This is a genomic window from Sphingobacterium sp. WOUb80 (assembly GCF_050058145.1).
GTDB lineage: Bacteria > Bacteroidota > Bacteroidia > Sphingobacteriales > Sphingobacteriaceae > Sphingobacterium.
Genome location: NZ_CP165617.1, coordinates 2,795,854 through 2,819,270, shown reverse-complemented (window position 1 = coordinate 2,819,270; position 23,417 = coordinate 2,795,854). Strand labels below are relative to the sequence as shown.

At 39.1% G+C, this 23,417-nt stretch carries 22 protein-coding genes and 3 tRNA genes; 11 read left to right on the top strand and 14 right to left on the bottom strand.

All coding sequences use genetic code 11. The annotated features are described in order from the left end of the window. Positions 1-64: 64 nt before the first annotated feature. Positions 65-448, top strand: coding sequence for a hypothetical protein (locus tag AB1Z56_RS11995; RefSeq protein ID WP_309363232.1), 384 nt, complete (start codon positions 65-67; stop codon positions 446-448). Positions 449-497: 49 nt separating this feature from the next. Further along, a complete protein-coding gene (locus AB1Z56_RS11990; RefSeq protein WP_426792123.1) occupies positions 498-1,718 on the top strand; it encodes a tetratricopeptide repeat protein in 1,221 nt (406 codons plus the stop codon). 147 nt (positions 1,719-1,865) lie between these two features. Here the strand turns inward: AB1Z56_RS11990 and AB1Z56_RS11985 are convergent, their stop codons facing one another. Continuing rightward, on the bottom strand, positions 1,866-2,705 hold the full coding sequence (locus AB1Z56_RS11985) for a prephenate dehydrogenase (protein ID WP_426792122.1): 840 nt from the start codon (positions 2,703-2,705) through the stop codon (positions 1,866-1,868). Positions 2,706-2,728: 23 nt separating this feature from the next. After that, positions 2,729-3,889: a pyridoxal phosphate-dependent aminotransferase gene (locus AB1Z56_RS11980; RefSeq protein ID WP_426792121.1), complete on the bottom strand. Its 1,161-nt coding sequence runs from the start codon at positions 3,887-3,889 to the stop codon at positions 2,729-2,731. Between the two features lie 265 nt (positions 3,890-4,154). Between AB1Z56_RS11980 and AB1Z56_RS11975 the strand changes: the two genes are divergently transcribed. From AB1Z56_RS11975 to AB1Z56_RS11960, 4 genes are all read left to right on the top strand, one after another. Next, entirely contained in the window at positions 4,155-5,978 is a 1,824-nt protein-coding gene (locus tag AB1Z56_RS11975; protein ID WP_426792120.1) for an ABC transporter ATP-binding protein, read from the top strand. 103 nt (positions 5,979-6,081) lie between these two features. Further along, on the top strand, positions 6,082-7,281 hold the full coding sequence (gene mqnE, locus AB1Z56_RS11970) for an aminofutalosine synthase MqnE (protein ID WP_309363241.1): 1,200 nt from the start codon (positions 6,082-6,084) through the stop codon (positions 7,279-7,281). A 13-nt stretch (positions 7,282-7,294) separates the two neighbouring features. After that, complete coding sequence (locus AB1Z56_RS11965; RefSeq protein ID WP_309363243.1) at positions 7,295-7,921, top strand: histidine phosphatase family protein; 627 nt, start codon at positions 7,295-7,297, stop codon at positions 7,919-7,921. After that, the gene (locus tag AB1Z56_RS11960; protein WP_309363245.1) at positions 7,914-8,642 is read left to right on the top strand and encodes a menaquinone biosynthetic enzyme MqnA/MqnD family protein; all 729 of its coding nucleotides are present in this window, start codon (positions 7,914-7,916) and stop codon (positions 8,640-8,642) included. Before AB1Z56_RS11965 ends, AB1Z56_RS11960 begins: the two co-directional genes overlap by 8 nt. A 502-nt stretch (positions 8,643-9,144) precedes the next feature. On the opposite strand, the gene AB1Z56_RS11955 is transcribed toward AB1Z56_RS11960, so the two are convergent. The 6 genes from AB1Z56_RS11955 to AB1Z56_RS11930 all read right to left on the bottom strand — a co-directional run bounded on the left by AB1Z56_RS11955 (position 9,145) and on the right by AB1Z56_RS11930 (position 14,843). Further along, on the bottom strand, positions 9,145-10,398 hold the full coding sequence (locus AB1Z56_RS11955; protein ID WP_426792119.1) for a DEAD/DEAH box helicase: 1,254 nt from the start codon (positions 10,396-10,398) through the stop codon (positions 9,145-9,147). Positions 10,399-10,635: 237 nt separating this feature from the next. Then, positions 10,636-11,682 carry an aspartate--ammonia ligase gene (asnA, locus tag AB1Z56_RS11950; protein WP_426792118.1) on the bottom strand — a complete coding sequence of 349 codons (1,047 nt, stop codon included), beginning with the start codon at positions 11,680-11,682 and terminating at the stop codon, positions 10,636-10,638. Positions 11,683-11,935: 253 nt separating this feature from the next. Next, a complete protein-coding gene (locus tag AB1Z56_RS11945; protein WP_046675441.1) occupies positions 11,936-12,262 on the bottom strand; it encodes a HesB/IscA family protein in 327 nt (108 codons plus the stop codon). 81 nt (positions 12,263-12,343) lie between these two features. Then, on the bottom strand, positions 12,344-13,522 hold the full coding sequence (locus AB1Z56_RS11940; RefSeq protein WP_426792117.1) for a cysteine desulfurase family protein: 1,179 nt from the start codon (positions 13,520-13,522) through the stop codon (positions 12,344-12,346). Positions 13,523-13,548: 26 nt separating this feature from the next. Continuing rightward, complete coding sequence (locus AB1Z56_RS11935) at positions 13,549-13,974, bottom strand: DUF983 domain-containing protein (RefSeq protein ID WP_309363254.1); 426 nt, start codon at positions 13,972-13,974, stop codon at positions 13,549-13,551. A 2-nt stretch (positions 13,975-13,976) separates the two neighbouring features. Further along, a complete protein-coding gene (locus AB1Z56_RS11930; RefSeq protein ID WP_426792116.1) occupies positions 13,977-14,843 on the bottom strand; it encodes a helix-turn-helix domain-containing protein in 867 nt (288 codons plus the stop codon). Positions 14,844-14,989: 146 nt separating this feature from the next. On the opposite strand from AB1Z56_RS11930, the gene AB1Z56_RS11925 reads away from it, so the two are divergent. Further along, on the top strand, positions 14,990-15,853 hold the full coding sequence (locus AB1Z56_RS11925) for a mechanosensitive ion channel family protein (protein WP_309363257.1): 864 nt from the start codon (positions 14,990-14,992) through the stop codon (positions 15,851-15,853). Positions 15,854-15,998: 145 nt separating this feature from the next. Here AB1Z56_RS11925 and AB1Z56_RS11920 read toward each other — a convergent pair whose 3' ends face one another. From AB1Z56_RS11920 to AB1Z56_RS11900, 5 genes are all read right to left on the bottom strand, one after another. Next, complete coding sequence (locus tag AB1Z56_RS11920) at positions 15,999-16,973, bottom strand: 2-hydroxyacid dehydrogenase (protein ID WP_426792115.1); 975 nt, start codon at positions 16,971-16,973, stop codon at positions 15,999-16,001. 154 nt (positions 16,974-17,127) lie between these two features. Next, on the bottom strand, positions 17,128-18,558 hold the full coding sequence (locus tag AB1Z56_RS11915; RefSeq protein ID WP_426792114.1) for a serine hydrolase domain-containing protein: 1,431 nt from the start codon (positions 18,556-18,558) through the stop codon (positions 17,128-17,130). Between the two features lie 31 nt (positions 18,559-18,589). Beyond that, positions 18,590-19,330 (bottom strand): LytR/AlgR family response regulator transcription factor, encoded by a 741-nt coding sequence (locus tag AB1Z56_RS11910; RefSeq protein ID WP_309363263.1) that lies wholly within the window; start codon positions 19,328-19,330, stop codon positions 18,590-18,592. Beyond that, positions 19,323-20,369 (bottom strand): sensor histidine kinase, encoded by a 1,047-nt coding sequence (locus tag AB1Z56_RS11905; protein WP_309363265.1) that lies wholly within the window; start codon positions 20,367-20,369, stop codon positions 19,323-19,325. The genes AB1Z56_RS11910 and AB1Z56_RS11905 overlap by 8 nt, the downstream gene beginning before the upstream one ends. A 3-nt stretch (positions 20,370-20,372) precedes the next feature. Next, complete coding sequence (locus AB1Z56_RS11900) at positions 20,373-21,254, bottom strand: LiaF transmembrane domain-containing protein (RefSeq protein ID WP_309363267.1); 882 nt, start codon at positions 21,252-21,254, stop codon at positions 20,373-20,375. A gap of 266 nt (positions 21,255-21,520) precedes the next feature. Between AB1Z56_RS11900 and AB1Z56_RS11895 the strand changes: the two genes are divergently transcribed. Beyond that, positions 21,521-21,856: a DUF3276 family protein gene (locus tag AB1Z56_RS11895; protein ID WP_209574768.1), complete on the top strand. Its 336-nt coding sequence runs from the start codon at positions 21,521-21,523 to the stop codon at positions 21,854-21,856. 103 nt (positions 21,857-21,959) lie between these two features. On the opposite strand, the gene AB1Z56_RS11890 is transcribed toward AB1Z56_RS11895, so the two are convergent. After that, positions 21,960-22,793, bottom strand: coding sequence for an alpha/beta fold hydrolase (locus AB1Z56_RS11890; RefSeq protein ID WP_088163631.1), 834 nt, complete (start codon positions 22,791-22,793; stop codon positions 21,960-21,962). A 187-nt stretch (positions 22,794-22,980) separates the two neighbouring features. Here AB1Z56_RS11890 and AB1Z56_RS11885 point away from each other — a divergent pair. From AB1Z56_RS11885 to AB1Z56_RS11875, 3 genes are all read left to right on the top strand, one after another. Beyond that, a tRNA-Arg gene (locus tag AB1Z56_RS11885) sits at positions 22,981-23,054 on the top strand. Between the two features lie 28 nt (positions 23,055-23,082). Beyond that, positions 23,083-23,156: transfer RNA gene (locus AB1Z56_RS11880), tRNA-Arg, on the top strand. Positions 23,157-23,328: 172 nt separating this feature from the next. Continuing rightward, positions 23,329-23,402 (top strand) — tRNA-Arg (locus AB1Z56_RS11875). The last annotated feature ends 15 nt before the right edge of the window (positions 23,403-23,417 follow it).

Here is a 23,417-nt window from a genome sequence, read left to right as displayed (position 1 = left end):
TGTGGGCCTTTTTTTGTTTTTTAATAAAAACTTAATAATTTTAGGTGATCTAACTGTCAACCTGATGTTGCATAAATTAATTTGTCTGGAAAATTTACAGATCGGTACTGTCCATTTTTCTGCTTTTGTTGTTAATTTGGATGGTGGAAATACAGGCTTTGCTTTATTTATTAACCAAGAAAATGACCCAATCTTTATTTTTCGAAAAGAAAAGAAAAATGAGGTATCTTTCCATGTAAATGAAGAGCAATTCTTTTGGATTGTAAAAAACAGCCATTTTACACCCGCAGAACGTCAAAACTTTTTTGCAGAGTTTGTTGAGTTCCTCCGTTTGATGGAAGAGAAGGTTTCTAATTATGTCTTCAAACGGGAAAAATTAATCCGCTTTACGAATTCGAGGGATATTGTCCGCTATAAATACTTGTATTTGACAGGAGAAATTAGTTGAGGAGAATAGTCTAATATCGCACTTGATCTATGTTTAGATTTCTTTTGTAATGAAATTTAGCTTAGTTTTGGGTATGAAGCATATGATTTCAAATCTAGCTGTTATTCTACAAAACAACGCTTTTGTAGCATCAGATTTTACACTGCCCGTACCTATACTTCTTGCTAAGTTTTCTTTTTTACCTATTGCATCATTTTTTCCGGAAGAGACGCGATCCTTTCCTACTGATGGGCTTAATTCAGTCGAACAGAGCGCGCTTAAACATATATTAGAAGGATTTAATAGCGGAATTATCGGTAATGGAGATCCTGTTGCTCTTTTGGAACAGGCGATTGCTCAGACTCATCATGCGCTTGCTTATAGTTATCTGGGGCTTTATTATTTTAAAATCGCGGATTATGATAAAGCGATTACAACATTTACAGATGCAATCGAACATTACGAAGAAGAACCATTTTTTTATGCGAGCCGCTGCTTGGTCTATAGGCTAATCGATGAAGATGAGGGCGCTTTCTATGACTACCAGATTGCCAAACGACTGGATTTTAATTATCATAGTGTATTGGAATGGCAGGAAAATCAAGCTGAACTAACTTATTTTGAAGCTGAAAATCTGGTTATTCAGGAATTGGAGTCCAAACCTAAGCAACTGAGCTCGGATGAAATAAATTCATTGGGACTCGAATATGTTCATAGCTATAGTTATCTAAAGGCAATAGACCTTTATTCTTCGGCTATTGCAGCATCAGGCGGTAAAGACAGCAACCTTTTTGTTTTTAGAGGGAGTTTGTACCTAAAATTGACCTGTTTTGAATTGGCGTTATCTGATTTTAATCAGGCTATTGCACTCGATGCGAATAAATCTGCAGCCTATATATTCCGGGCAAAAGTTTTTGAATCCTATCGGGATTCCCAAAGTGCGTTGCTAGATTATGCCAAGGCAGAGGAGATAGACGCTGATTCGTCGATTGTCTATGAAGAAAGGGCTTCTTTGTTTGAACGTTTGGGGTTGTTAAAGGAGGCATTGATGGATTTTGACCGTCTTGTTGTCCTCAATCCAGAGGATTTTTATGTTTATTCTCTACGGGCTGATTTAAATGAAAAGCTAGAGGATTTGCCGGGAGCACTGGCGGATTATTCCAGAGCAATCGATTTGAATCCATATTATTCGGATCTGTATTCTTACCGTGCGGCGATTCGGGAAAAACTGGGCGATCCAATAGGGGCCAAAGCCGATTTGGATAAATTCAATGAATTAGAAGATGAATAAAATGAAGATATCTAAAAAGGCGGCTCAAACTTTTTAAGGATAGGATGTCTGAAAAGGTTGAGGGTATACCTATAAAATTGTAGCAAAAAGGGGCGGTCCAACTGGACTGCCCCTTTTTTTGAACGTTATTTTGTTTTGAAGAATTATCTATTTAATAACTCTTTTTATTTTATTGGAACGTTTTATGAGTTTGTGTAATTTGTCATAATCCTCGGATGCGATAGAATCATGCAGTGACTGGAGCTGCTTGATATGTTCTTCAAGTACTTCGAGCACATTCTCCCGATTTTGCTTGAAAATAGGTGTCCACATATCTGGGGAACTTTTGGCTAGACGCACGGTCGATTCAAATCCCGACCCTGCCAGTTCGAAGATACGTCCTTGCGATTTTTCTTTCTCCAATACCGTCAATGCGAGAGCGAAAGAAGTCAGATGGGAAATGTGAGACACGTAAGCGGTATGCACGTCGTGTTCATCCGCATTCATAAAGCAGCTGCGCATCTCCAATTGGTCGGTGATGGCATCGGCAATCTCGAAGGCATCTTCATCGGTTCTAAATGCCTCGACATAAACCATCATTTTGCCTTTGAATAAGCCCGCTATTGCAGCCTCTGGGCCCGAATACTCTGTTCCCGCCATTGGATGGGCAGCGACATAGCGCCCCCTGTTAGGATGATCCTTGATTTTATTGAGAATATTTGTTTTTGTTGATCCCATGTCAATAACAACCTGATCAGTAACTTGATCCAGTATTTGGGGGACAACTTGTAAGATGGCATCTACAGGAATTGTAAGCACCAGCACTTTACACATCTTAATCGCGTCTTCCAGGCTGGCTGTTTCGTCGATTAAGCCGATCTGCATCGCTTTATCCAAGTTTTTTTGACTCTTATCTACACCGATTATTTTGTCGCAGAATTTTGTTTCTTTTAGGCGAATGGCAGCCGAACCACCTATTAAGCCTACGCCGACAATGGCTATGTTCATATATAAACAATTATATTAATTTCTTAGAAACTATCTTTTATTCGCTGGATTGATTCTTTGAGTACCTCTACCGTGGCGCAAAGGCTGATGCGTATATATTGATCGCCCTTATCTCCGAAAATTCCACCCGGTGTAATAAATACCCGTGATTTTTCCAAAACTGCATCACTCAATGCATAACCGTCTTTGTATTTTTCGGGAATGCGCGCCCATACGAATAGCCCTACTTGGTCTTTTTGATAAGTACACGCTAACAAATCCATAATCTCATAAACCTGTTGACGTCTTTCCGCATAAATCTTGTTTAGATCAGCATACCAGGATGCGTCCAGTTGCAAGGCTTTTGCGGCAGCAAGTTGGACAGGTAAAAACATACCCGAATCCATATTGCTTTTGAAACGCAGCACTTGGTTTATACGTTCTTCGGCGCCTACAAGTACACCAATTCGCCATCCAGCCATATTAGAAGACTTGCTCAGCGAATTCAATTCAATGGCTACATCTTTCGCTCCTGCAATACTCATGATACTTTTTGGCGTATCTGTCAAGATAAAGCTGTATGGATTGTCGTGACAAATCAGTATGTTGTGCTCTTTGGCAAATTGAATCAGCTCTTGATAGAATGCATCAGGTGCGGATGCACCGGTAGGCATGTGTGGATAGTTTATCCACATCAATTTAACCTTTGATAGGTCTTGCTTTTTGAGCTCATCTAAATCAATAAGCCAGTTTTTCTCTTGGGTAAGATTATAGGTTATTGCTTCGGCGCCACTTAGTCTTACTGCTGCGGCATAAGCTGGGTAGCCCGGGTTGGGAATAAGCGCCTGATCACCTTCTTGAAGATAGGTCATACAAATGTGCACAATACCCTCTTTTGATCCAATTAAGGGCAATATTTCGGTATTGGGATTAAAAGTCGCGTTATAATAGCGTTGGTACCAATCAGCAACGGCTTGTCTTAGGGCGGGGGCGCCTTTATAATTTTGATAGCCATGCACATTTGGAAGTTGGGCATTCGTATTTAGTGTCTCGATCACCTCCGGGTGTGGAGGCAAATCTGGACTTCCGATTCCGAGGTTGATTACGCGCGCACCCTGTCTATTCAACTCGTCTATTTCTCTTAATTTTTTGGAGAAATAATATTCTTCGGTGTGCTGCAATCTTTTGGCAACGTCTATTTGCATTGTTATTTTAATAAATTTGGTGTTTGAATAAGGCTAAATTAGGGAATTATCTATAAAAAGGAGATTTTTTTGTCGATTTTTCAAGGTGAACAAACTGAAGGTGTTGTTCTTGACCTATAACAATTTTATAGTCCCTCAATAGGATATGTGCTTTTCTTGATTAATTTGTTATTTTTGTTCAATTTCCTCCGTAAAAATCTTAAAGAAGAGGAGAGACCGACAAATTATTTTTTGTGTAAAAGTAATTTGTCTAAGTTCAAAATAAATGAAAACATACTTTAGGCTCTTATCGTTTGCTAAACCCATCGAGAAATTTGCAATCCCATATGTGATTTTCACGCTTATCACGGTTATTTTTAGCACATTGAATTTAGCATTGCTTGCTCCATTACTCCATACACTCTTTAATGCTGGTCAAACGACCGCCGAGGCAGTAAAGCCGGAAACTTATACGGATATTCTCGCTTGGTTTAACTACTATGCCAGCGTTGCCAATAACCAGTTTGGAGCCTACGGCGCATTGAAATACGTCTGTATTGTGATTGTAGTCTCCGTTTTTATCAGTAATCTGTTTCGTTATTTCTGTCAGCGTATTATGGAGAATTTTCGTATTCATACCTTGCTCAAATTGCGTAGAGCGGTATTTGATAGTGTAATGGATCTACATGTAGGTTATTTTACAGGACAGCGAAAAGGAGATATTGTTTCTAAAGTTGCGTCTGATGTGCAGGTCGTGCAGTACTCTGTGACGGGGACTTTACAGGTGGTTTTTAAGGAACCATTGCAATTGATAGCCTATATTGTGATGCTTTTCAATATCTCTGCACAATTGACATTCTTTTCACTCTTGGTGATTCCTATCTCCGGGTTTTTTATTGCAAGGATTGTTAAAAACCTCAAAAGTCAGGCCCATGCTGCTCAGGAATCTTATGGAAATATGATTTCCTATCTGGATGAAGCGTTGTCAGGTATTAAAATTATCAAAGCCTTCAATGCGGTATCCTTTATTAAGAACAGATTTCATAATGAAAACGAACATTATGCAAATATCGGCCGTTCTATGGCTAGAAGACAACAGTTAAGTTCACCAGTTTCCGAATTGCTGGGGGTTATTATGGTGGCAATTATTCTTTTGTATGGAGGTCATTTGGTGCTTTCCGGTGACAAGAGCTTAACCGCTCCCGAATTTATCGCCTATATCGCTATTTTTTCACAGGTGATGCGTCCTGCAAAAGCTTTAACAGATTCTTTTAGTGGTATTCACAATGGTCTTGCTGCCGGTGAAAGAGTCTTGGAGCTCATTGATGAAAAGACTGAAGTGAAAGATCGTGCGGATGCGAAGGCCGTGAAAAGCTTTGAGAAGAATATTGTATTTAATCAGGTGAACTTTTCATATACCAAAGATAAAGAGATTCTCCAGAACATTGATCTGACAATCGAAAAGGGGAAAGTCGTTGCCTTGGTAGGGCCTTCCGGCGGGGGGAAATCGACGTTGGTTGATTTAATTCCTCGCTTTATGGACGTCACAGGTGGTCAGATTCTCTTTGATGGTATTGATTTACGGGATTTAAAACAGGATTCTTTACGTGATATGATCGGTGTGGTCAATCAGGAATCCATTTTGTTTAATGACACGATCTTTAATAACATTGCATTTGCCAATCTTTCTGCCAGCCAGGAAGAAGTAGAAGCTGCTGCACGTATTGCCAATGCGCATGAGTTTATTTTGAAAACAGAACATGGATATCAGACTAACATTGGCGATCGGGGGGGGAAATTATCTGGCGGACAACGTCAGCGGATTTGTATCGCGCGAGCTGTTTTAAAGAATCCACCAATTATGCTTCTTGATGAGGCGACTTCTGCTTTAGATACTGAGTCTGAAAAATTGGTACAGGATTCACTTTATAAATTAATGGACAATAGAACAACTGTTGTTATTGCCCACCGTTTAAGTACCATTCAGAATGCGGACAAAATTGTTGTTATTGAAGCTGGAAAAATTGTCGAGGAGGGTAGCCATAGTGAGCTCATCCAGCGCGATGGTTTATACCGAAAATTAATAGAGATGCAACAGTTCACTGATTAAGTCCCTTTTTTAAGAGCTTTGTCAAATTAGTTGTTGTCACATTTTTTATTATAACTTTTGTTGCCTTTTCGGTACATTTGAATTAAGATAGGAGATACATTTAATGAACGCAATAGATAAATTGAATTTCTTGATTAACGACAAAAATTTAGCTGTCGAATTGAGAGATATAGCGGAGAAAGTGTTGCGAGAGGAGCGTATCACTTTTGATGAAGGAGTTCTTTTATATGAAAAAGGTGAGTTAGGCTATCTTGGTGTGCTTGCTAACTATATTCGTGAGAAACGTCATGGTGATCATACTTTTTTCAATCGCAATTTTCACATTGAGCCGACTAATGTTTGTGTCTATGACTGTAAGTTCTGTTCTTATTCCAGATTGATAAAAGAACGGGCTGAAGGTTGGGAGATGGAAGTCGATGGCATGATGGATATTGTGAAAAAGTACGACAATGAGGCTGTTACTGAAGTTCATATTACAGGTGGAGTTGTTCCTAAACAAAACCTTGAATTTTATGCCGATTTTTTTCGTCAATGTAAGGCACACCGGCCAGAGCTACATATCAAAGGACTGACACCTGTAGAATATTACTATATTTTCAAGAAAGCAAAATTGAGCCATTACGAAGGCTTGAAATATTTGCAATCCTGCGGTTTGGACTCTATGCCAGGGGGCGGAGCGGAAATCTTTCATCCGGAAGTAAGAGAACAGATTGCGCATGATAAATGTACAGCTGAACAATGGTTGGATATTCATGAGCAGGCACATAAGCTGGGCATGCATACAAATGCAACGATGCTGTACGGTCATATTGAGCAGTTTTGGCATCGTGTAGATCATATGGAGCGCTTAAGACAGCTTCAGGATAAGACCGGTGGTTTTCAGACCTTCATCCCCCTAAAATTTAGAAACAAAGAGAACCAAATGTCTCATATCGCTGAAGTGTCAGTTATTGAAGACTTGCGGAACTATGCTATTGCTCGAATTTACATGGATAATTTTGATCATATCAAGGCCTATTGGGCAATGATTTCGAGAGATACGGCACAGTTGTCTTTAGCCTTTGGGGTAGATGATATCGACGGAACACTGGATGATACCACAAAAATATACAGTATGGCGGGGGCTGAAGAGCAAAAGCCGGGAATGACTACGCAAGAAGTTGTGGAGCTGATTAAGAATGTCGGACGCCATCCTATTGAAAGAGATACGTTATATAATGTGGTTACGGATTATAAGGATTTCGTATTTGATCAAGGTAACCAAAAGAAAAGCTACTACGCATTACCCGTTGTAAAATCATAATTAGACTCATACTTTGAAAAAGACATTTTATTTTATACGACACGGACAGACTGATCTAAATCTAAAAGGTATTGTGCAGGGGAGGGGTGTTGATTCACCACTCAATAAAATGGGGATAGCGCAAGCTCAGGCTTTCTTTGAACGTTACAATACAGTGCCTTTTGATAAAATATATACATCAACTTTACTCCGTACTCATCAAACTGTACAAGGATTCATTGATCTGGATTTGCCTTGGGAGCAGCTTGTTGGATTGGATGAAATAAGTTGGGGAGTCTATGAAGGAAAAGAACAAACACCCGAATTGCTGTCTGGTTTTGAAAAATTGGTCGCTGCGTGGCGTAATGGAGAGTTGGATGTCAGTATTGAAAATGGAGAGTCTCCTCAAGAATTAATGGCGCGTCAGCAAGTCGCATTGGATCATATGCTTGCCCAGACGAACGAAAAGAATATACTGGTCTGTATGCACGGACGTGCGTTACGGATTATGCTTTGTCTTATGACCGGTGTCGATGCCCGTTATATGGATGATTTCCCGCATACAAATACTGCTTTATATAAATTGTTGTATGATAACGGTCAATTTGAGATTATCGACCATTATAATACGACACACTTAGAAGCATTGATAAATGAATAAAATTAGAGTTTCTGCCGTATCGTATACAAATACTTATCCATTTTTGAATGGAATACGTAAATCGAAAGTAATGGAGCAAATCGACTTGAGCGTTGATTATCCGAGTGCATGTGCGCAAAAAGTAATCGATGATCAAGCTGATATTGGTATTATTCCTACAGCTGCCTTATTAAGTCTTCCCGAATATTACATCAATACAGATTTTTGCATTGGTACAGAAGGTGCCGTCGATTCCGTGTTTATTTTTGCCAATAAACCTATCGAAGAGGTGAAAACATTACGTCTCGATAAACAATCGCGCACTTCAAATGGACTAGCCCGCGTCTTAATTAAGAACTATTGGAAAAAAGAAGTGGAATTGGTCACTGACGAATCTGTTGAACCAGATGCTTATGTTTTAATTGGAGATCGCACCTTTGGCAAAAAGAACGCAGTTCCTTATATCTACGATTTAGGAAAAGAGTGGTTTAATTTTACAGGATTGCCTTTCGCTTTTGCGCTATGGGTAAGTAATAAGAAGCTACCTGACTCTTTTGTGAAGCAATTTAATGAAGCTTTAGCGTATGGTGTTGAACATGCAACCGATGTTATTGCCGGTCTCCCGGAGTTTGAAGGTTTTGATTATACCAAGTATCTGACGCAGCACCTGAATTTTCATTTAACGGATAAAAAGCGTGAAGCTGTACATTTGTATCTCCGCTACTTAAAAGAATTGGATTAACCAGAATTCAATGACCGAACCCAGGCCAATGTCTTATATTCTGCCATAGACATTCTTAAATCAGATTTGCCAGGTAAGCCTTTCAATGTATCATGATGAAGGCTTACCTGGCAATAAGATTGCATTCTAAATTAGCAGATAGCCTCCTGTTTCCCGTTAACCATATCCGATCGGATCAATGATCCGATTACCATAATTGTTTCTTTCCTATGTTGTGCATTGCTGGCATTTAATTTATGGCCATGTTGACATCATATTATATATTAGCAGCGGGTTAACACTATTTTTACACGGTATTAACAAGGGGTTAACAGGGGTTTTACCCCAGGTAACCCCCTGTTATACCCCTGTTAACCCCCTGTAATCCCCCTGTTATTACAGGAACTGGTCTTAATTTTTAGTTAATAAGGAGCTTCGTTAAAGTGACGCATTTTTATGATAAATTTTGACTTTAACTGTGCACAGGATGTTTAGACTATTGATCGATGTGATGGAACAGCAATTAGGTACGCCCTATTTTTACTTTGCGGCCTTTGATTTTTTGCCCACTAGCCTTATTGATAATAACGGAAGCAAGCTTTCTTTTAACGGCAACATAAGCGACCTTATCTTTCACTTCTATTATACCAATGTCTTCTTTTTCAATACCTTCCAAATGCAGGAGAAAACCTACGATGTCAATTTTATTGACTTTATCTTTTCGTCCAGCACTAACATAAAGTGTTGCAAAAGGTGAGTTTTCAGGGAGGTCATAGAATTCAGGAAATTCCTCTTCAGGTATTTCTGTAGGGATATAAGGATATACTTCTTCTGGTTTGAGGATAACATAAACATCACCCTTCGCTTGCATACGGGCAGTACGTCCATTGCGGTGAATAAAACCGTCTTCTTTGTGTGGCAACTGGTAATGTATAATGGCATCAACCTCTGGAATATCTAATCCCCTTGCAGCCAGGTCTGTTGTAATCAGTACATTGTTAGAATGGTTTCGGAATTTGAGAAGCGCCAGTTCGCGATCCTGTTGTTCTAGTCCACCATGAAAGGTGTCGTGAATAATATTGCGATTGTCCAGTAGTTCGCTGATGTGATCGACTGCATCACGATGATTACAGAAGATAATCATTTTTTTCGTCCCGATCTTGCAGATGAGTTTTAGTAATGCCTCCAATTTCTTTTGAACAGGGGCAACTACTTTTTTAATTGTAATGCGGGGTATATTTTGTGAATCATTCAGGAAATCAACAAGAATAGGCTCCTCTATCTGTGTAAACGGTGGGATTGCATCCATCATCGTTGCAGAAGTCAATATCCGCGATCTGAGGGTTGGTATATGTCGAATAATGAAATCCATTTGTTGTTGAAATCCCAGTTCCAACGATTTATCAAATTCGTCTAACACGAGGGTGTGGATATGGGACGGATCAAAATTTCCTTCTTCGATATGTTGTTTTATACGTCCTGGAGTTCCTATAATAATTCCTGGAGCATCTTTGAATTCATTTTTTTCGATACGGGTACTATGACCGCCATAGGCACAGGTGACTTTGTGGCCTGTGGCCACCTTACGGAGTACTTGTTCTATTTGTAAGGCAAGTTCGCGAGTTGGTACTAAGATCAATACTTGAACCTCCCGAACGATTTCCTTCAATTGCTCTAGAATGAGCAATGAAAAGGCCAGGGTTTTACCAGATCCTGTGGGTGAAAGTAAGATGAAATCATGGTCTTTTTGGTACGATTCCACTACTTTTTCTTGCATCTCATTTAAGGATGAGATACCTAATTTATTTAAAATAGCTTCTAGCTGCATTTAGCAAAAATACAAAATACCGCTATTTTGAAAGGAACAAACTCGAATGAAAATTTTTTAGGCATTTTATGTTCAAAAAAACAAGGTAATCAGTCTATAAAAGATGATTACCTTGCCTTGATTTGTATCGATATACTGAACAACGCCGTATTGTTACCGCGTCGTTAATTCTTAATAAGTATTGTTTTATAGAATATCAATACCTTCTTGTCTTAATGTCTCTTTTTTATCTTCTTCCCAGATACTGACTTGCACCTCTCCAATATGTTGTTTCTTGAGCATAAACATACATACACGTGATTGTCCGATTCCACCACCCATAGATTCTGGCAATTGGTCATTAAGCAGCATGCTATGGAAAGTCAGTTTGGACTTTTCTGTACAATTTCTAATTTCCATTTGATGTGCCAAAGCCTTTTTGTCGACACGGATCCCCATGGATGAAAGTTCAAAAGCTGAATTTAAAATTGGGTTCCATACGAGAATATCTCCGTTCAATCCTTTGTGCCCAGCCTCATTGGCAGTACTCCAATCGTCATAGTCTGCGGCGCGGCCATCGTGTGCAACACCATTGCTGAGTGCCCCTCCGATACCATATAAAAATACAGCACCATATTCTTTGGAGATTGTATTTTCACGTTCTTTTGCACTTAGATTAGGATATTTTTGCAGTAGTTCTTCAGCCGAAATGAATGTAATGGTTTCGGGTAGAATAGCTTTTATCTGTGGATACTTGCTTTCAACTTGTCGTTCTGTAAATCGTAGCGCATCGTAAATTTTTAGTACGGTTTCTTTCAGTAAGGCTAAATTACGTTGATCTTTATCGATTACTTTTTCCCAATCCCATTGGTCTACGTAAATGGAATGAATCGGTGTGTAATCTTCATCGGGACGGAGAGCTTTCATGTCTGTGACGATGCCCTCTCCAGGCAGCATTTCAAGCTCTTTTAAGCGGACTCTCTTCCATTTGGCCAATGAATGTACCACGACAGCTCTTTTTTCATTCAATGATTTAATCGGAAATGATACAGGACGCTCAATTCCATTTAAATCATCATTTAACCCTGTGCCGTCTAAAACCACCAATGGTGATGAGATCGGAATTAGATTTAATGTTTTCTTTAGTTCTTGGACAAATGTATCTTTAACGAAGCTGATAGCAACTTCGGTATTTAAAAGTTTTCTTCCCTCCATATGAGTCAAATGAAATACCATGCGTGGATTGATACGCATAGTTTTATTTTTTATTCAGTTATTTCATACAAAAGTATGAAAATATCATTGGTTAATCTGTTTGGTTGTGATTTTTAATATTTATCCATTAAAAAGTTGAAAAAATAAAAAAATTCTAACAAAATGAAGATAGGTCAATATTTTATTATAAAACTAATAATTTGTTGGTGCAACCAAAAGTGTTTGGTTACTTACCAAAAGAGCCTTGAAATATTTCAAGGCTCTTTTGCTTATGGTGGATCGAAGGGGCGTTCTATACGGAGAAGCTTTCGCCGCAAGCACAGGTACGGCTTGCATTGGGATTGTGAAATTCAAATCCCTTTCCGTTCAAACCATCCGAATAATCAAGTTCGGTACCTGCCAGGTACAAAAATGATTTGATATCTAAACAGACTTTTACGCCTTTATCTTCGAAAAATTGATCACCTTTTTTTTCTTCATTATCGAAATTCAGCTTATAACTCAATCCCGAACAACCGCCACTTTCTACAGCAACACGCACAAAGTAATTGCTGTCATATTGCTCATCCTTCATGATTTCCTCGATACGAGTTTTTGCTTTGTCAGTAACTGTAATCATAGTATTATCCTTTGTATTGAACAAAGATACATACAATCTTGTTATATTTTGTCTCTTATAAAGTTTTTAGAATGTCATAAATTAGTCGATCAGGCCGGCTTGGAAGAGCTGCCATATTGGCGATTGATCGCGTATTTTTTTTACAGCCTCTTTGATGAGTTGCGCAGCCTGAATAATCTCTTCTTGTGTAGTCAGGATACTGAGGCTAAAACGGATTGCTGCGAGCGCATGTTCTTTGGGTACGCCCATAGCGAGCAGGACATGTGAGGCTTCCCTGGAGCCTGTTACACAGGCCGCACCTGACGAAAGTGCCAAGGTAGGGCAGGCAGTCATTATTTCACTTGCAAGCACATGTTTAAAGCTGATGTAGCTGGTATTGGGCAATCGTGTACAGTTCTTCCCATGAATGATGATTTCAGGAATACTACCTAAAATTTCCTCCAATAAATCACGATTCTGCCGGACGGTCGTGTAAGCCGCTGGGTTAATCAGGGAAATGGCTTTTCCAAAGCCAACAATTGCAGGAACGTTATATGTACCGCCTCTGAATCCATTTTCCTGTCCTCCGCCTACAATCAGGGAGGCGATTTGAATCGGTTTTGATTTTCGACGGATGTAGAGTGCGCCGACTCCCTTTGGCCCATGGAGTTTATGAGCGCTCAGGCATAGAAGGTCTATGGGGGTCTTTTTTAGGTCAATGTCGATTTTTCCGATAGCCTGTGTTGCATCACAGAAGAATAAGATGTCTTTTTCTGAACAGATAGCAGCAATCTGTTCTACAGATGCACATATACCGGTCTCGTTATTTGCAGCCATGATGCAGACGAGTATAGTCTGCGCAGTAATGGCGTTTTTTAAGTCATCGATAGCGATGGCTCCTTTCGTATCGACAGGGAGGTATGTGATTTGCGCTCCTTTTTTTGTCAATTGTTCACAGCAACTGAGCACAGCCTTATGTTCTGTTGAAACGGTGATGATATGATTGCCTTTCGAGTGATACCTGTCAAATATGCCGCAGATTACAGTATTAATACTTTCTGTTGCTCCGGAATTGAAAAAAATTTCTTTTGATGAGCAGTTCAGGGCATCTGCGATTTGTGTTCTGGCTGATTGGATAGCCGCATTGGCTTCACGTCCCATCTGATGATAGACGCTCGATGCATTCGCATAATTCTGGATGAAGTAGGGAGTCATGTCATTCCACACTTCATCCAAAACTCGGGTTGTTGCGTTATTGTCCAAATAAATGATATCCTTCATTCGGATAAAGATAAGGATAATGGCGTTTATGCTGAAGCCTTCACATCAACTTCCTTTTTTTTGACATTTGGATCATACCTTAAGCCTGGAGTTAACCAATACATCAGTATGATACGGGAATAGCGGTAGTTGAATGGAGACATTAAAACAACGCTCATGATAGCAACTGTTGCATAGAGTATAAAAGAAGAATCATTACCTGTCAGGATATAGGTTGCCATACAAGCAGTAACCATCTCTGCGATGGAGAATGCATAGGTCACATACATAGCACCATAAAAATAACCTGGCTCACGTTCGTAACGAAGTCCACAATATTCGCAATGGCTATTCATCTTTTGTACTTTAAGACCATAGGCAGGGCCTTTGTATACATGGCCGATTCTGCATCTTGGACATTTTGCTTGCCATGCGGCTTTAAATTCAGATAATTCGTATTTAACCTCTTCCATAGTTATAGTTGTTTTCTGAACTCTTCTGGTGTGAGTCCAGCGGATTTTTTGAAAAATTTAGTAAAATATGAGTTGTCATTGAACTGCAGCTCATCTGCAATTTCACTGATATTTAAATTTCGATTGACCAATAACCTCTTCGCTTCGAGTACAATACGGTTTCGGATAATTTCTCCTGCCGATTGCCCGATGTAAGATTTACAGATCGCATTCAGGTGATTAGGTGTGATAAATAACTGATCTGCGTAGACGCTGGGCAATTTGGTAGACTTAAACTGCTGCTCAACAAGCTGCTGAAAGCTATTGAATATCTTGTGATTATAGGGAGTGCCATGTTCCTGATAATCTTTTTCGGTTGAAATGGATATATATAATATAAACTGGAGTAGAAGCGTGCGGATATAATCTTCCGATAGCCCCGCGGCCTTAGCCGCTAAAATATGTTCAAGAATAGTAATCGACTGATTTCGAAATTGCTCGCCAATCACAAAAATCAAGTGTTCAATTTTACCTTGCAAGAAGCTAAAGCGCTCTAGATAATCGGTCCGCAAAAGAAAGGACTGAAAGTAATCAATGGAAAAATTGACAACATAGCCCTCTTCATCGCCTGTGAAATTCCAGGTATGCACCTGGCCCGGAACCATAAAATAGATTTGATAGGGTTCAATCTTATAGTGATTAAAATCAATAATATGTTCTCCGGAACCCTCGGTAAATAGGACGAAATGAAAAAAATTATGTTTGTGCGGAAACACCATATCCTGATGCTTGATGATATATTCTTTTAGATCATCAATATGAATCGTTGTCTTATTGTTGAGATCAATACTACAACTATCGATAACGGGAATGGTGTTTTTCTTATCCATACAGCAAAATTACGCTAAATATTCTTTTTTTAGTGGTGTTTATTTGGTGTTTTGTGGTGTTTTTCAATGATTTTTAAATTTTAATGCCATATGTATTATGTTGGAACAATCCTTGTGCCTAAACTGGTGAAAATATATTTAATAAAATGGAAAGTAATTTAAATAGTTTAGGGACCAGATTTGGGCGATTGATCGATATTGTTATTGAATCTATTCCGGGGATTATCGGTGGAGTTATCTTACTGATTCTTGGGAAATATGTAATCAGTTTTGTGGATCGGATGTTACATAAGCGTTTCGAAAAGAAGAATGTAGATCCTTCCATTCGGGCATTTATTTCCAGTATTGCAAGAATAGTTATGTGGGTGATGTTGCTTCTTACTGTTGCGAGCCAGATTGGCATACAGACCACTTCTTTTATTGCAGCTTTATCGGCATTTGGATTGGCTGTCGGCATGGCGCTCCAAGGAAGCTTGAGCAATTTTGCCGGAGGAGTACTGATTTTGATGTTTAGGCCATTTGAGGTAGGCGACTATATTTCAAGTGCTAACGGCACTGCGGGGACGGTGGAACGAATCGATATTTTGTATTCGACACTTATCGGTGATGATGGCGTACGTATTTTTAGCCCCAACGGTCCGCTAGCCAATTCTGTGATTAAAAATTACACAAAAATTGTACAGCGTATGTTTGAATATACGATCACGATTTCGTACGATAAAAATGTAAAAGATGCAAAAGATATTATTCTCCGTGTACTTCGTTCAAACGAAAATATTTTGATGAGCCCTGAACCAACGGTATTTGTAAAGGAACTAGGTGATAATTCGATGGTGTTGACCGTTCGTGCCTGGACCAAGAGAGAGCACTATTGGCCAGCTCGTAATTCCATGCAGGAAAAGATTATGCTGGAATTGGAAAGAAACGACATTAGTTTATCATCCAATCCTACACAGATTAGTATTGTCTCAAACTCAAATGACCAAGGGCTTTCTAAGGGGCAGGTCTAGTCCGTATTAAGAGACTGTATGAGTACAAAGTACCGGTAGGCAATAATAGCCTGCTGGTACTTTTTTAATTTTAAAGGATCCTTTTTGCTATACTTTGGCAGGATAGCTTTATTGATGCTGTTTAAAAATTGGAAGAATCGTCTTTTCATGGATAAACTTCGTTATTGATAATCTGAGGCATTTTTTTTCCGTCAATTGCTGTAAGCAAGTTACTGGCAGCCATAACAGCCATATTATCCCGCGTTTCTTCTGTAGCAGAGCCAATGTGTGGCAGTATACAAACATTTTCCATATTTAACAGCGGATTTTTCGGATCCATCGGTTCGGGATTTGTCACATCAAGTCCAGCTCCCCATAGTTGACCGGTCTTTAAGGCTTCTGTTAGATCTATTTCATTGACCAATCCGCCTCTAGCGGTATTAATCAATATAGCGGAGTTTTTCATGCGCGCGAATGTATTCTTGTCAAAACGGTTTTTAGTCTCCGGTGTCAGAGCTGCATGTAGTGAAAGGACATCGCTCCGCGTGAGCAGATCGTCGAAATTAACATATCGTGCGCCAAGAATTTGTTCCGCTTCTTCATTACGGCTTCGGTTGTAATAGATAATTTCCATGTTATACGCTGCTTTGGCTTTTCTTGCGAATTCAAAGCCGATCCGCCCCAGTCCATAAATACCCAGTGTTTTGTTGTTGAGCTCGATGCCTAAGTTTGCAGTAGGGTCAAACCCTTTCCATTCGCCCTGCAAAATTCTCTTGTGGTTAAAAAATGCCTTTCTTGATACCGAAAGCATTAAAAGGAATGCGACATCAGCTGTTGCTCCCGAAAGTATGCCTGGCGTATTGCTTACAGGTATCCCATGCTTTGTAGCGGCAGAGATATCCACGTTGTCATAGCCGACACTCATGAGGGATAGGGCTTTAAGATTTGGGCAGTTTTGGAAAAAATTAGCATCAAATTTCTGCATCCCGCCATTAAGGACATAGTCGGCTTGCTGGCTGGCTTTGATAAGTTCCATTTCCGATAGGGGATTTGGGGAATCGTGCATGGTTATATCGTGACCGGCTGATTTTAATAGATCTATCCCTTTTTGCGGAATTCTTTTTGTGATAAATATCTTCATGTAAATAGCTGCTTTTTTAGCTTGTTTGTGATTGATCCTTGTGAATCAATTTGTATTACCTTATAGTCAAAGTTAATTATCAATCATTGCTATTACAACAAAAAAAGCCATATTGTTGTTTCAATATGGCTCATTATTCTATATTTTTTGATCTTTACTTTTTACGGAGCAAATAGTCCAAAATCGCTTTACCCTTGTCATCTGCAGAGATGGCTGAGTTGGACAGGACGATTACCCCACTTTTTTTATCTGGGGATAAGGCTAGATAGGAACTGCTTCCGGCGGTTCCGCCATTGTGCCAATAGACCGTTAGGTCATCAATCAGATTCATGTGCCATGCAAGTCCCAGGTCTGTATCTGGAGGTAGAAAAAAAGTAAATAATCGGGTGTTTGCCATTGCATTTTCCAAGGGAGTCTGCGGCATCTTGAATTGTGCATTCGCAAATTTAAGCAGATCCTCGAGAGTCGATTTTAATCCACCAGCGGGACCAAAAGCGTCAAATGACCAAGGAATTACTTCTTGACCATCTTTGTTGTATACTTTAAAGGTATCTTTTCTTTTAGGATCTAATACTTGAAAGGTATTACTCATTTCAAGCGGCTTGCAGATAATATCTTTTACAAGTTGCTCGTAGCTTTTCTTGTAGATGCCACATATAATGTCTCCCAATACGGCGTAACCGAGGTTGCTGTACTCATATTCTTCGCCAGGATTTTTTTTGTTTTTAAAGCTTGATAAGTAATTATAAAGTGCTTTTTTGTCGTATGTTTTGTAAGGGTCGTTTTCGTTAAATCCTTTGACTTTGTCCAGATTGTCAGGAAGTCTAGGTAAGCCAGAGGTATGATTGGCCAACATCTGAAACGTTATTTTTGAAAGCTCTTCATTCTTTTTGAGTGTATCGGGGAGAAAGAGCGATATGGGCTGATCTAACGTGATCGTTCCTTCTTCAACTAGATTTGACAAAAGTATGGCGGTAAAGACTTTGCTCAGCGAACCGATTTCATAAATAGAGGTTTTTGTGGGTGGTGTCTGGTTACCTTTGGCTGTCTCTCCATAAAAATACGTTTTAGTTTGTCCATTTTTTAGGATGCCAATTGCAAGTGATTGTGTGTTTTGCTGTTTCAAATAAGCATTGGCAACAGAGTCTACAAAAAGGTCATCGTTATCGACAGATTTTTGCGTAACAGGTACTACAATGTTTTTTTCCACTTGAGGCTTTATTGCCAATGGGGTGATTTTTAGTGTGTTGAATTTTAAGGTTGAATCTGTTGCGAAAAGGACTTCATAGGATTCACTGTCGAAGTCCATTTGATAAGTAGCAATCCCTTTTTCAAATTCTTTTACAGTGGAGCTTTTGACCCTTCCTAAAGGATAGAGCTCCTGTAGTACTTGTGTAAATCTGGGTAGGCTAAATTGTTGTTTGAAGGAATCACTGGCCAAGTTATAGGCTGAGTCTGTCATCTGGGAATTGATGAAAAATTCCAGCCTATTGTAAACTCCTCTGTTGATCTGTTCCTCAGGATTCGTTTGGGCGAAGGAGTAAGATGTGATGCCCAGCAATACTATTGTAATAAAATTTTTCATAACTATTGATGGGCACAAATCTACGGAATGTTTAAATTCCAATCAATTGTTTTAATCGAGCATAGCCTGATTTACTGATATTGAGCTTTTCGCCTGATACCAGTGCCGCAATGTAAGAATCCTTTTCATAAGGTTCTAGTTTGGCTAACTGATCTACTTTGATGATAAAAGAGCGGTGAATACGAACAAACTGATTTGGATCCAGCGATTTCTCAAAAAATGCCATTGTTTTATTCTTTAGATACATGCCATCTTTGGTATGAATTTTAACATAGTCATCGTAAGACTCTAGGTATTTGACTGTATCAATCGGAATAATCTTGATTTGGGTGCCTGTTTTTACAACAATACGGTCGATTTTTGTTTCGTCTTGTGCTGTCAGCACTTCATAGTTGGGCTGTACCTTTTTCTCAGGCGCAGAGTAGCTTGCTCTGAACTTTTCTAGGGCTTTTTTGAAACGCGTCGGCGAAACGGGTTTTAAAAGATAATCTAGTGCATTCTTTTCGAAAGCTTTCAAGGCATATTCGTCAAAAGCGGTTGTGAAAATGACTGCTGGCGGATCGTCCACAAGTTCAAGCATTTCAAATCCCGTCAATTTGGGCATCTGTACGTCCAGGAAAATTAAATCGGGCTCGTGTGTATGGATGGCCTTTACACCTTCAAAGCCATCGCCACATTCAGCCATGATGGATATATCGGCTTCATTTTTTAGGTAACCCGCAATAATGGAGCGTGCTAGGGGTTCATCATCGATAATAACGACTTTAATCATATTGAGGTATTTTTAGGGTACTGATAAATATATTGTCTTGAATTTGAGTTTCCAGCAGATCATTTCTTCCATAGAGGAGGTATAAACGACGTTGAATGCTCGAAAGCCCAAACCCAGTGCCTTTTTTCGGTTTAGATTGTTCTTCGGTGTCGAAAGGGTTCGTGATTTGAATCAGTAATTGACCGTCATTCGACTGGCATCTTATTTTTATTTCGACCTGATCCGTTACATTGTAAAGTCCGTGCTTAATAGCATTTTCTACAAGAGGTTGGATGATCATTGCTGGTAATTTGTTGTTGAAAATTTCTTCTGAAGAAGAAATGGATGTATGTAGTCTATGGCCAAAACGTACTTTCTCGATATCTAGATAAAGCTGGAGGTGGTCAAGTTCTTCTTCGAGTGTGATGATCTGGTTATTTTCTTTTCTTAATGTCCCTCTCAAAAAATCCGAAAGCTGGAATGTCATATTTCGGGCTTCATCGGGATTGGCACCAATAAGCGCTATAATTGAGTTCAGGCTATTGAATAGAAAATGGGGCTGTAACTGTTGTCTTAGATTATAAAGCTCGGCCTCCCTGAGCAGGTTTTCGGATTCCTGTTTCCGTTTGATATTGTTGATATTGTCTTCTTGAATATTCCAGACAATATTGATAATGGCGACAGATGTCAAGATAAGGAAGTTAACAATGCCGCGATAAGGTAACGTTAAATCCAAAAGCGGGGTAAAGGTAGATTGAATAAAGTAACTCATCAAAAACCGGCTTAATGCAATGCTTATTCCGCCCATGATTAAGCCGATGATGAGTACTTTCCAGATTTCCCGCGGTTGCGGGGTGTAGAAATTGAGTGCTGATGACATGCCATAACAGCAAAACATCATCACAAGACTATTTATAAAAGAATCTTTAAATGCGAGCTGTTGATCGAAACCAGAACGAAGCATCAATAGATATTGTAACGCAAGATATCCGATAAATACGGATATACAGATAATGCCAATTAATCGACTTTTAACACTGAGGAACAGTTTGTTTTTCATCTATTAAGCATTTTTTATGGTTAAATTACCTAATATACAGGTGCCTGTTATATAGATTTTTTTATCCGTATCAGGGTTATAGATCGTTTGGAACCTGCGGTCATCGACAGAACCCAAGATCGACGCAACATTGCTAAATACTGTCCAATGCGGAGGTATAATAATACGCGCACTGCCGAATAATTGGAAGGTGTCGATAACAATCGGCTGTTGAATGTCTGCTTTCGTCAGATCAAGTTCAATGCTCCCAAATACGTTGGTCAAATTGCCACCTCTAAAATGTTTGGAATAGATTACTTTCTTTTGGCCCGCAAAGATGGTGTTCAAATTGAGGTTGTCCTCAAATGAATGGTGAAAGGAATCTTTCTCTTTGTCGCCAAAAGCCTGCTGATTAGGCGAGGCTTGTTGGCTTGAACCGTATTGTTCGTTAAATGGTTTTGATTCCTGGTTGGGCGCACCACTGTCTATCGTGTCTTCTGCAGGGATATTGACTCGCTTGTCCCAATCATAAGAGCCTTGCGGCGGATTGGGGTACGCTGGGGGAACCATTGGAGGTTTCCTTTTGCTCATGATAAAGTAAATCCCAAGAGAAATAATGATGATCGGGACGGTTACGGAACCAAAATCTGTACGCATCATTCTTGAGATAAGACTCGCTCCACCTATGATTAATAGGATAATTGCCGATTTTTTCTGAAATTGAGAATTCACTCCGATGACCAATCCGATGATAATTAGTATGGTTGGCCAGCTAAATAACCAATCCGGGAACCAGCTTCCTAAATTTAGATTATTCAATAATAAGAATATACCTACGATGATTACAATCGCTCCTACAATATTGCGGCTATTATTGCTGTTTGGTATGATGGGTTCTTTTTCCATAATGTTTTTACTATTTATGACTCAAAGATAGAGGCACAAATTTATTATACATATTTGCTTTAGGTAATACAACTTATATTTTCGGTAAATGTAATGATTTCGTCGGTAAAAAATCTTGTTGTTTATTTTTTATCTCGGCTATAAATAGAAGTGAACTGCCATTTTTACGCGTAATTGTCTTTTTTTTTAATATTATTTGGTGTATTAAAATGAATTATTATATATTTATCAAAGATTAAGATTACTTTAAACTTAAATAACAACCAATGGGAGATTTTGAAAACAAAGAACGTGAAGAAGTTTTTTCAAAAAAGGTGAGAGCAGGTAAGCGTACTTATTTTTTTGATGTAAAAGCAACTCGATCGAACGATTACTACATTACTATCACAGAAAGCAAGAAGCGCTTTGAGGATGGCCAGTTTATTAAGCATAAGATTTTCTTATACAAAGAAGATTTTGAAAAGTTCGCTGAGGGTTTGACAGATGTGGTTAATTACATCAAGTCAAATCAAGAAGTAATCGAGAAACGTTATGAGCCTAACTTTGATGATGCATATGCTGAAGAAGCAGGTGCTCGTTCAAAAGATGATTTTTCGTTCTAGCATAAATGGAACGAAATCTTAATGAAAAAAAGAAATAAAAGCCACTGATGTGGCTTTTTTTATTGCTTTATAACCGATGCTGTACTTGGAACCAAGGTGATGGTTATAATGGTATATTTCGCAGGAAATCATTTAGCACGGCATTAAATTTTTCGGGTTCCTCGAGATTTGGCAAGTGCCCGGATTCTTCAAACTCCATATAGCGGACGTCGGGTATATTTTCGATCAGGATATTTGTTTGTTCTTCGCTCATCAACTTATCGTGTTTCCCTTTTATGATCAGTGTTGGGATAATAATTGTTTTCAACGAATGGGTTGTATCTGTTCGAGAAGCTAGAGCAAGTTGTGTCGCGCAAATGCTGGCGACTTCATTTCTCCGAATACAGCTTTTGATGAGTTCAACAGCTTCGGGGTTTTCACGGATTGTTTTATCGTGAAACACATTCGCGATAAAACCAATGGCAAAAGGTCTTCTGCCATATTTTAATAAGGCTTGGATGGAATCAAAACGTTTTTGTTTCCCTTTGTTGTCGTCGGAAAGCGAATTCGTGTCACAGAGGATAAGTCCTTTGAGCTGTTGTCCGATGAGTTCATATGTCCTGAGTGCAATGTACCCCCCCATAGAGATTCCACAAAGGATGACATGATTGAGGTCGAGTTTACGAATAAACTCCACAAGATCTTTAGCAAAAACATCGACCGAGAAGAAACCATGTCCATTGGTGCTTAGGCCATGTCCGCGAACATCAATGGCGATGCCCGTATAATCTTCGTCAAGCTGTAGGAGTTGTTGTTTCCAGGTGTTTTTGTTGAAGGGAAAACCATGGATGAAAATGACTGTTTTTGGCGAGGGATATAATTTGCTGGGGCGAATATAGTAGGAGATACTGATATCTCCGATGCGAATTTTACTGAGTTTTAATTCTCTTTTGCTCATGAATGCTAACATTTGTCCGTGTCTGAAAAAAAAAGTTGATATTTTAAATATAATATTATCAACGAGATAAAAGAAATGTTGTTGTATAAAGTTTAAAAAAGAGAAAAAATGTTTGTTAAATCGATAAATATATCGATATTTGCATCACCAAAACGGAAAAGGATATCGGATTTGTTTTGGTTGCCTAGCGCTCCTAGCTCAATTGGATAGAGCATCTGACTACGAATCAGAAGGTTAGGGGTTCGACTCCCTTGGTGCGCACAAATACAGGTTCTGTATGTTAAAAAAGGCATTCCTAGCTCAATTGGATAGAGCATCTGACTACGAATCAGAAGGTTAGGGGTTCGACTCCCTTGGAGTGCACAAAGAAAAGCCAGTCAATTTGATTGGCTTTTTGTTTTTTGAAGCTTTACAGCAAGGCAGTCGATGGAAGGGGGGAACTTCTTTTTGAAAAAAAATTTGTAAAAAAACGAATTCTGACTATATTTGCGTCACCAAAACACATGGGACAGAGTTCTAAACGTAATGGTTTATTGCGCTCCTAGCTCAATTGGATAGAGCATCTGACTACGGATCAGAAGGTTAGGGGTTCGACTCCCTTGGAGCGCACAACTGAAAAGCCTA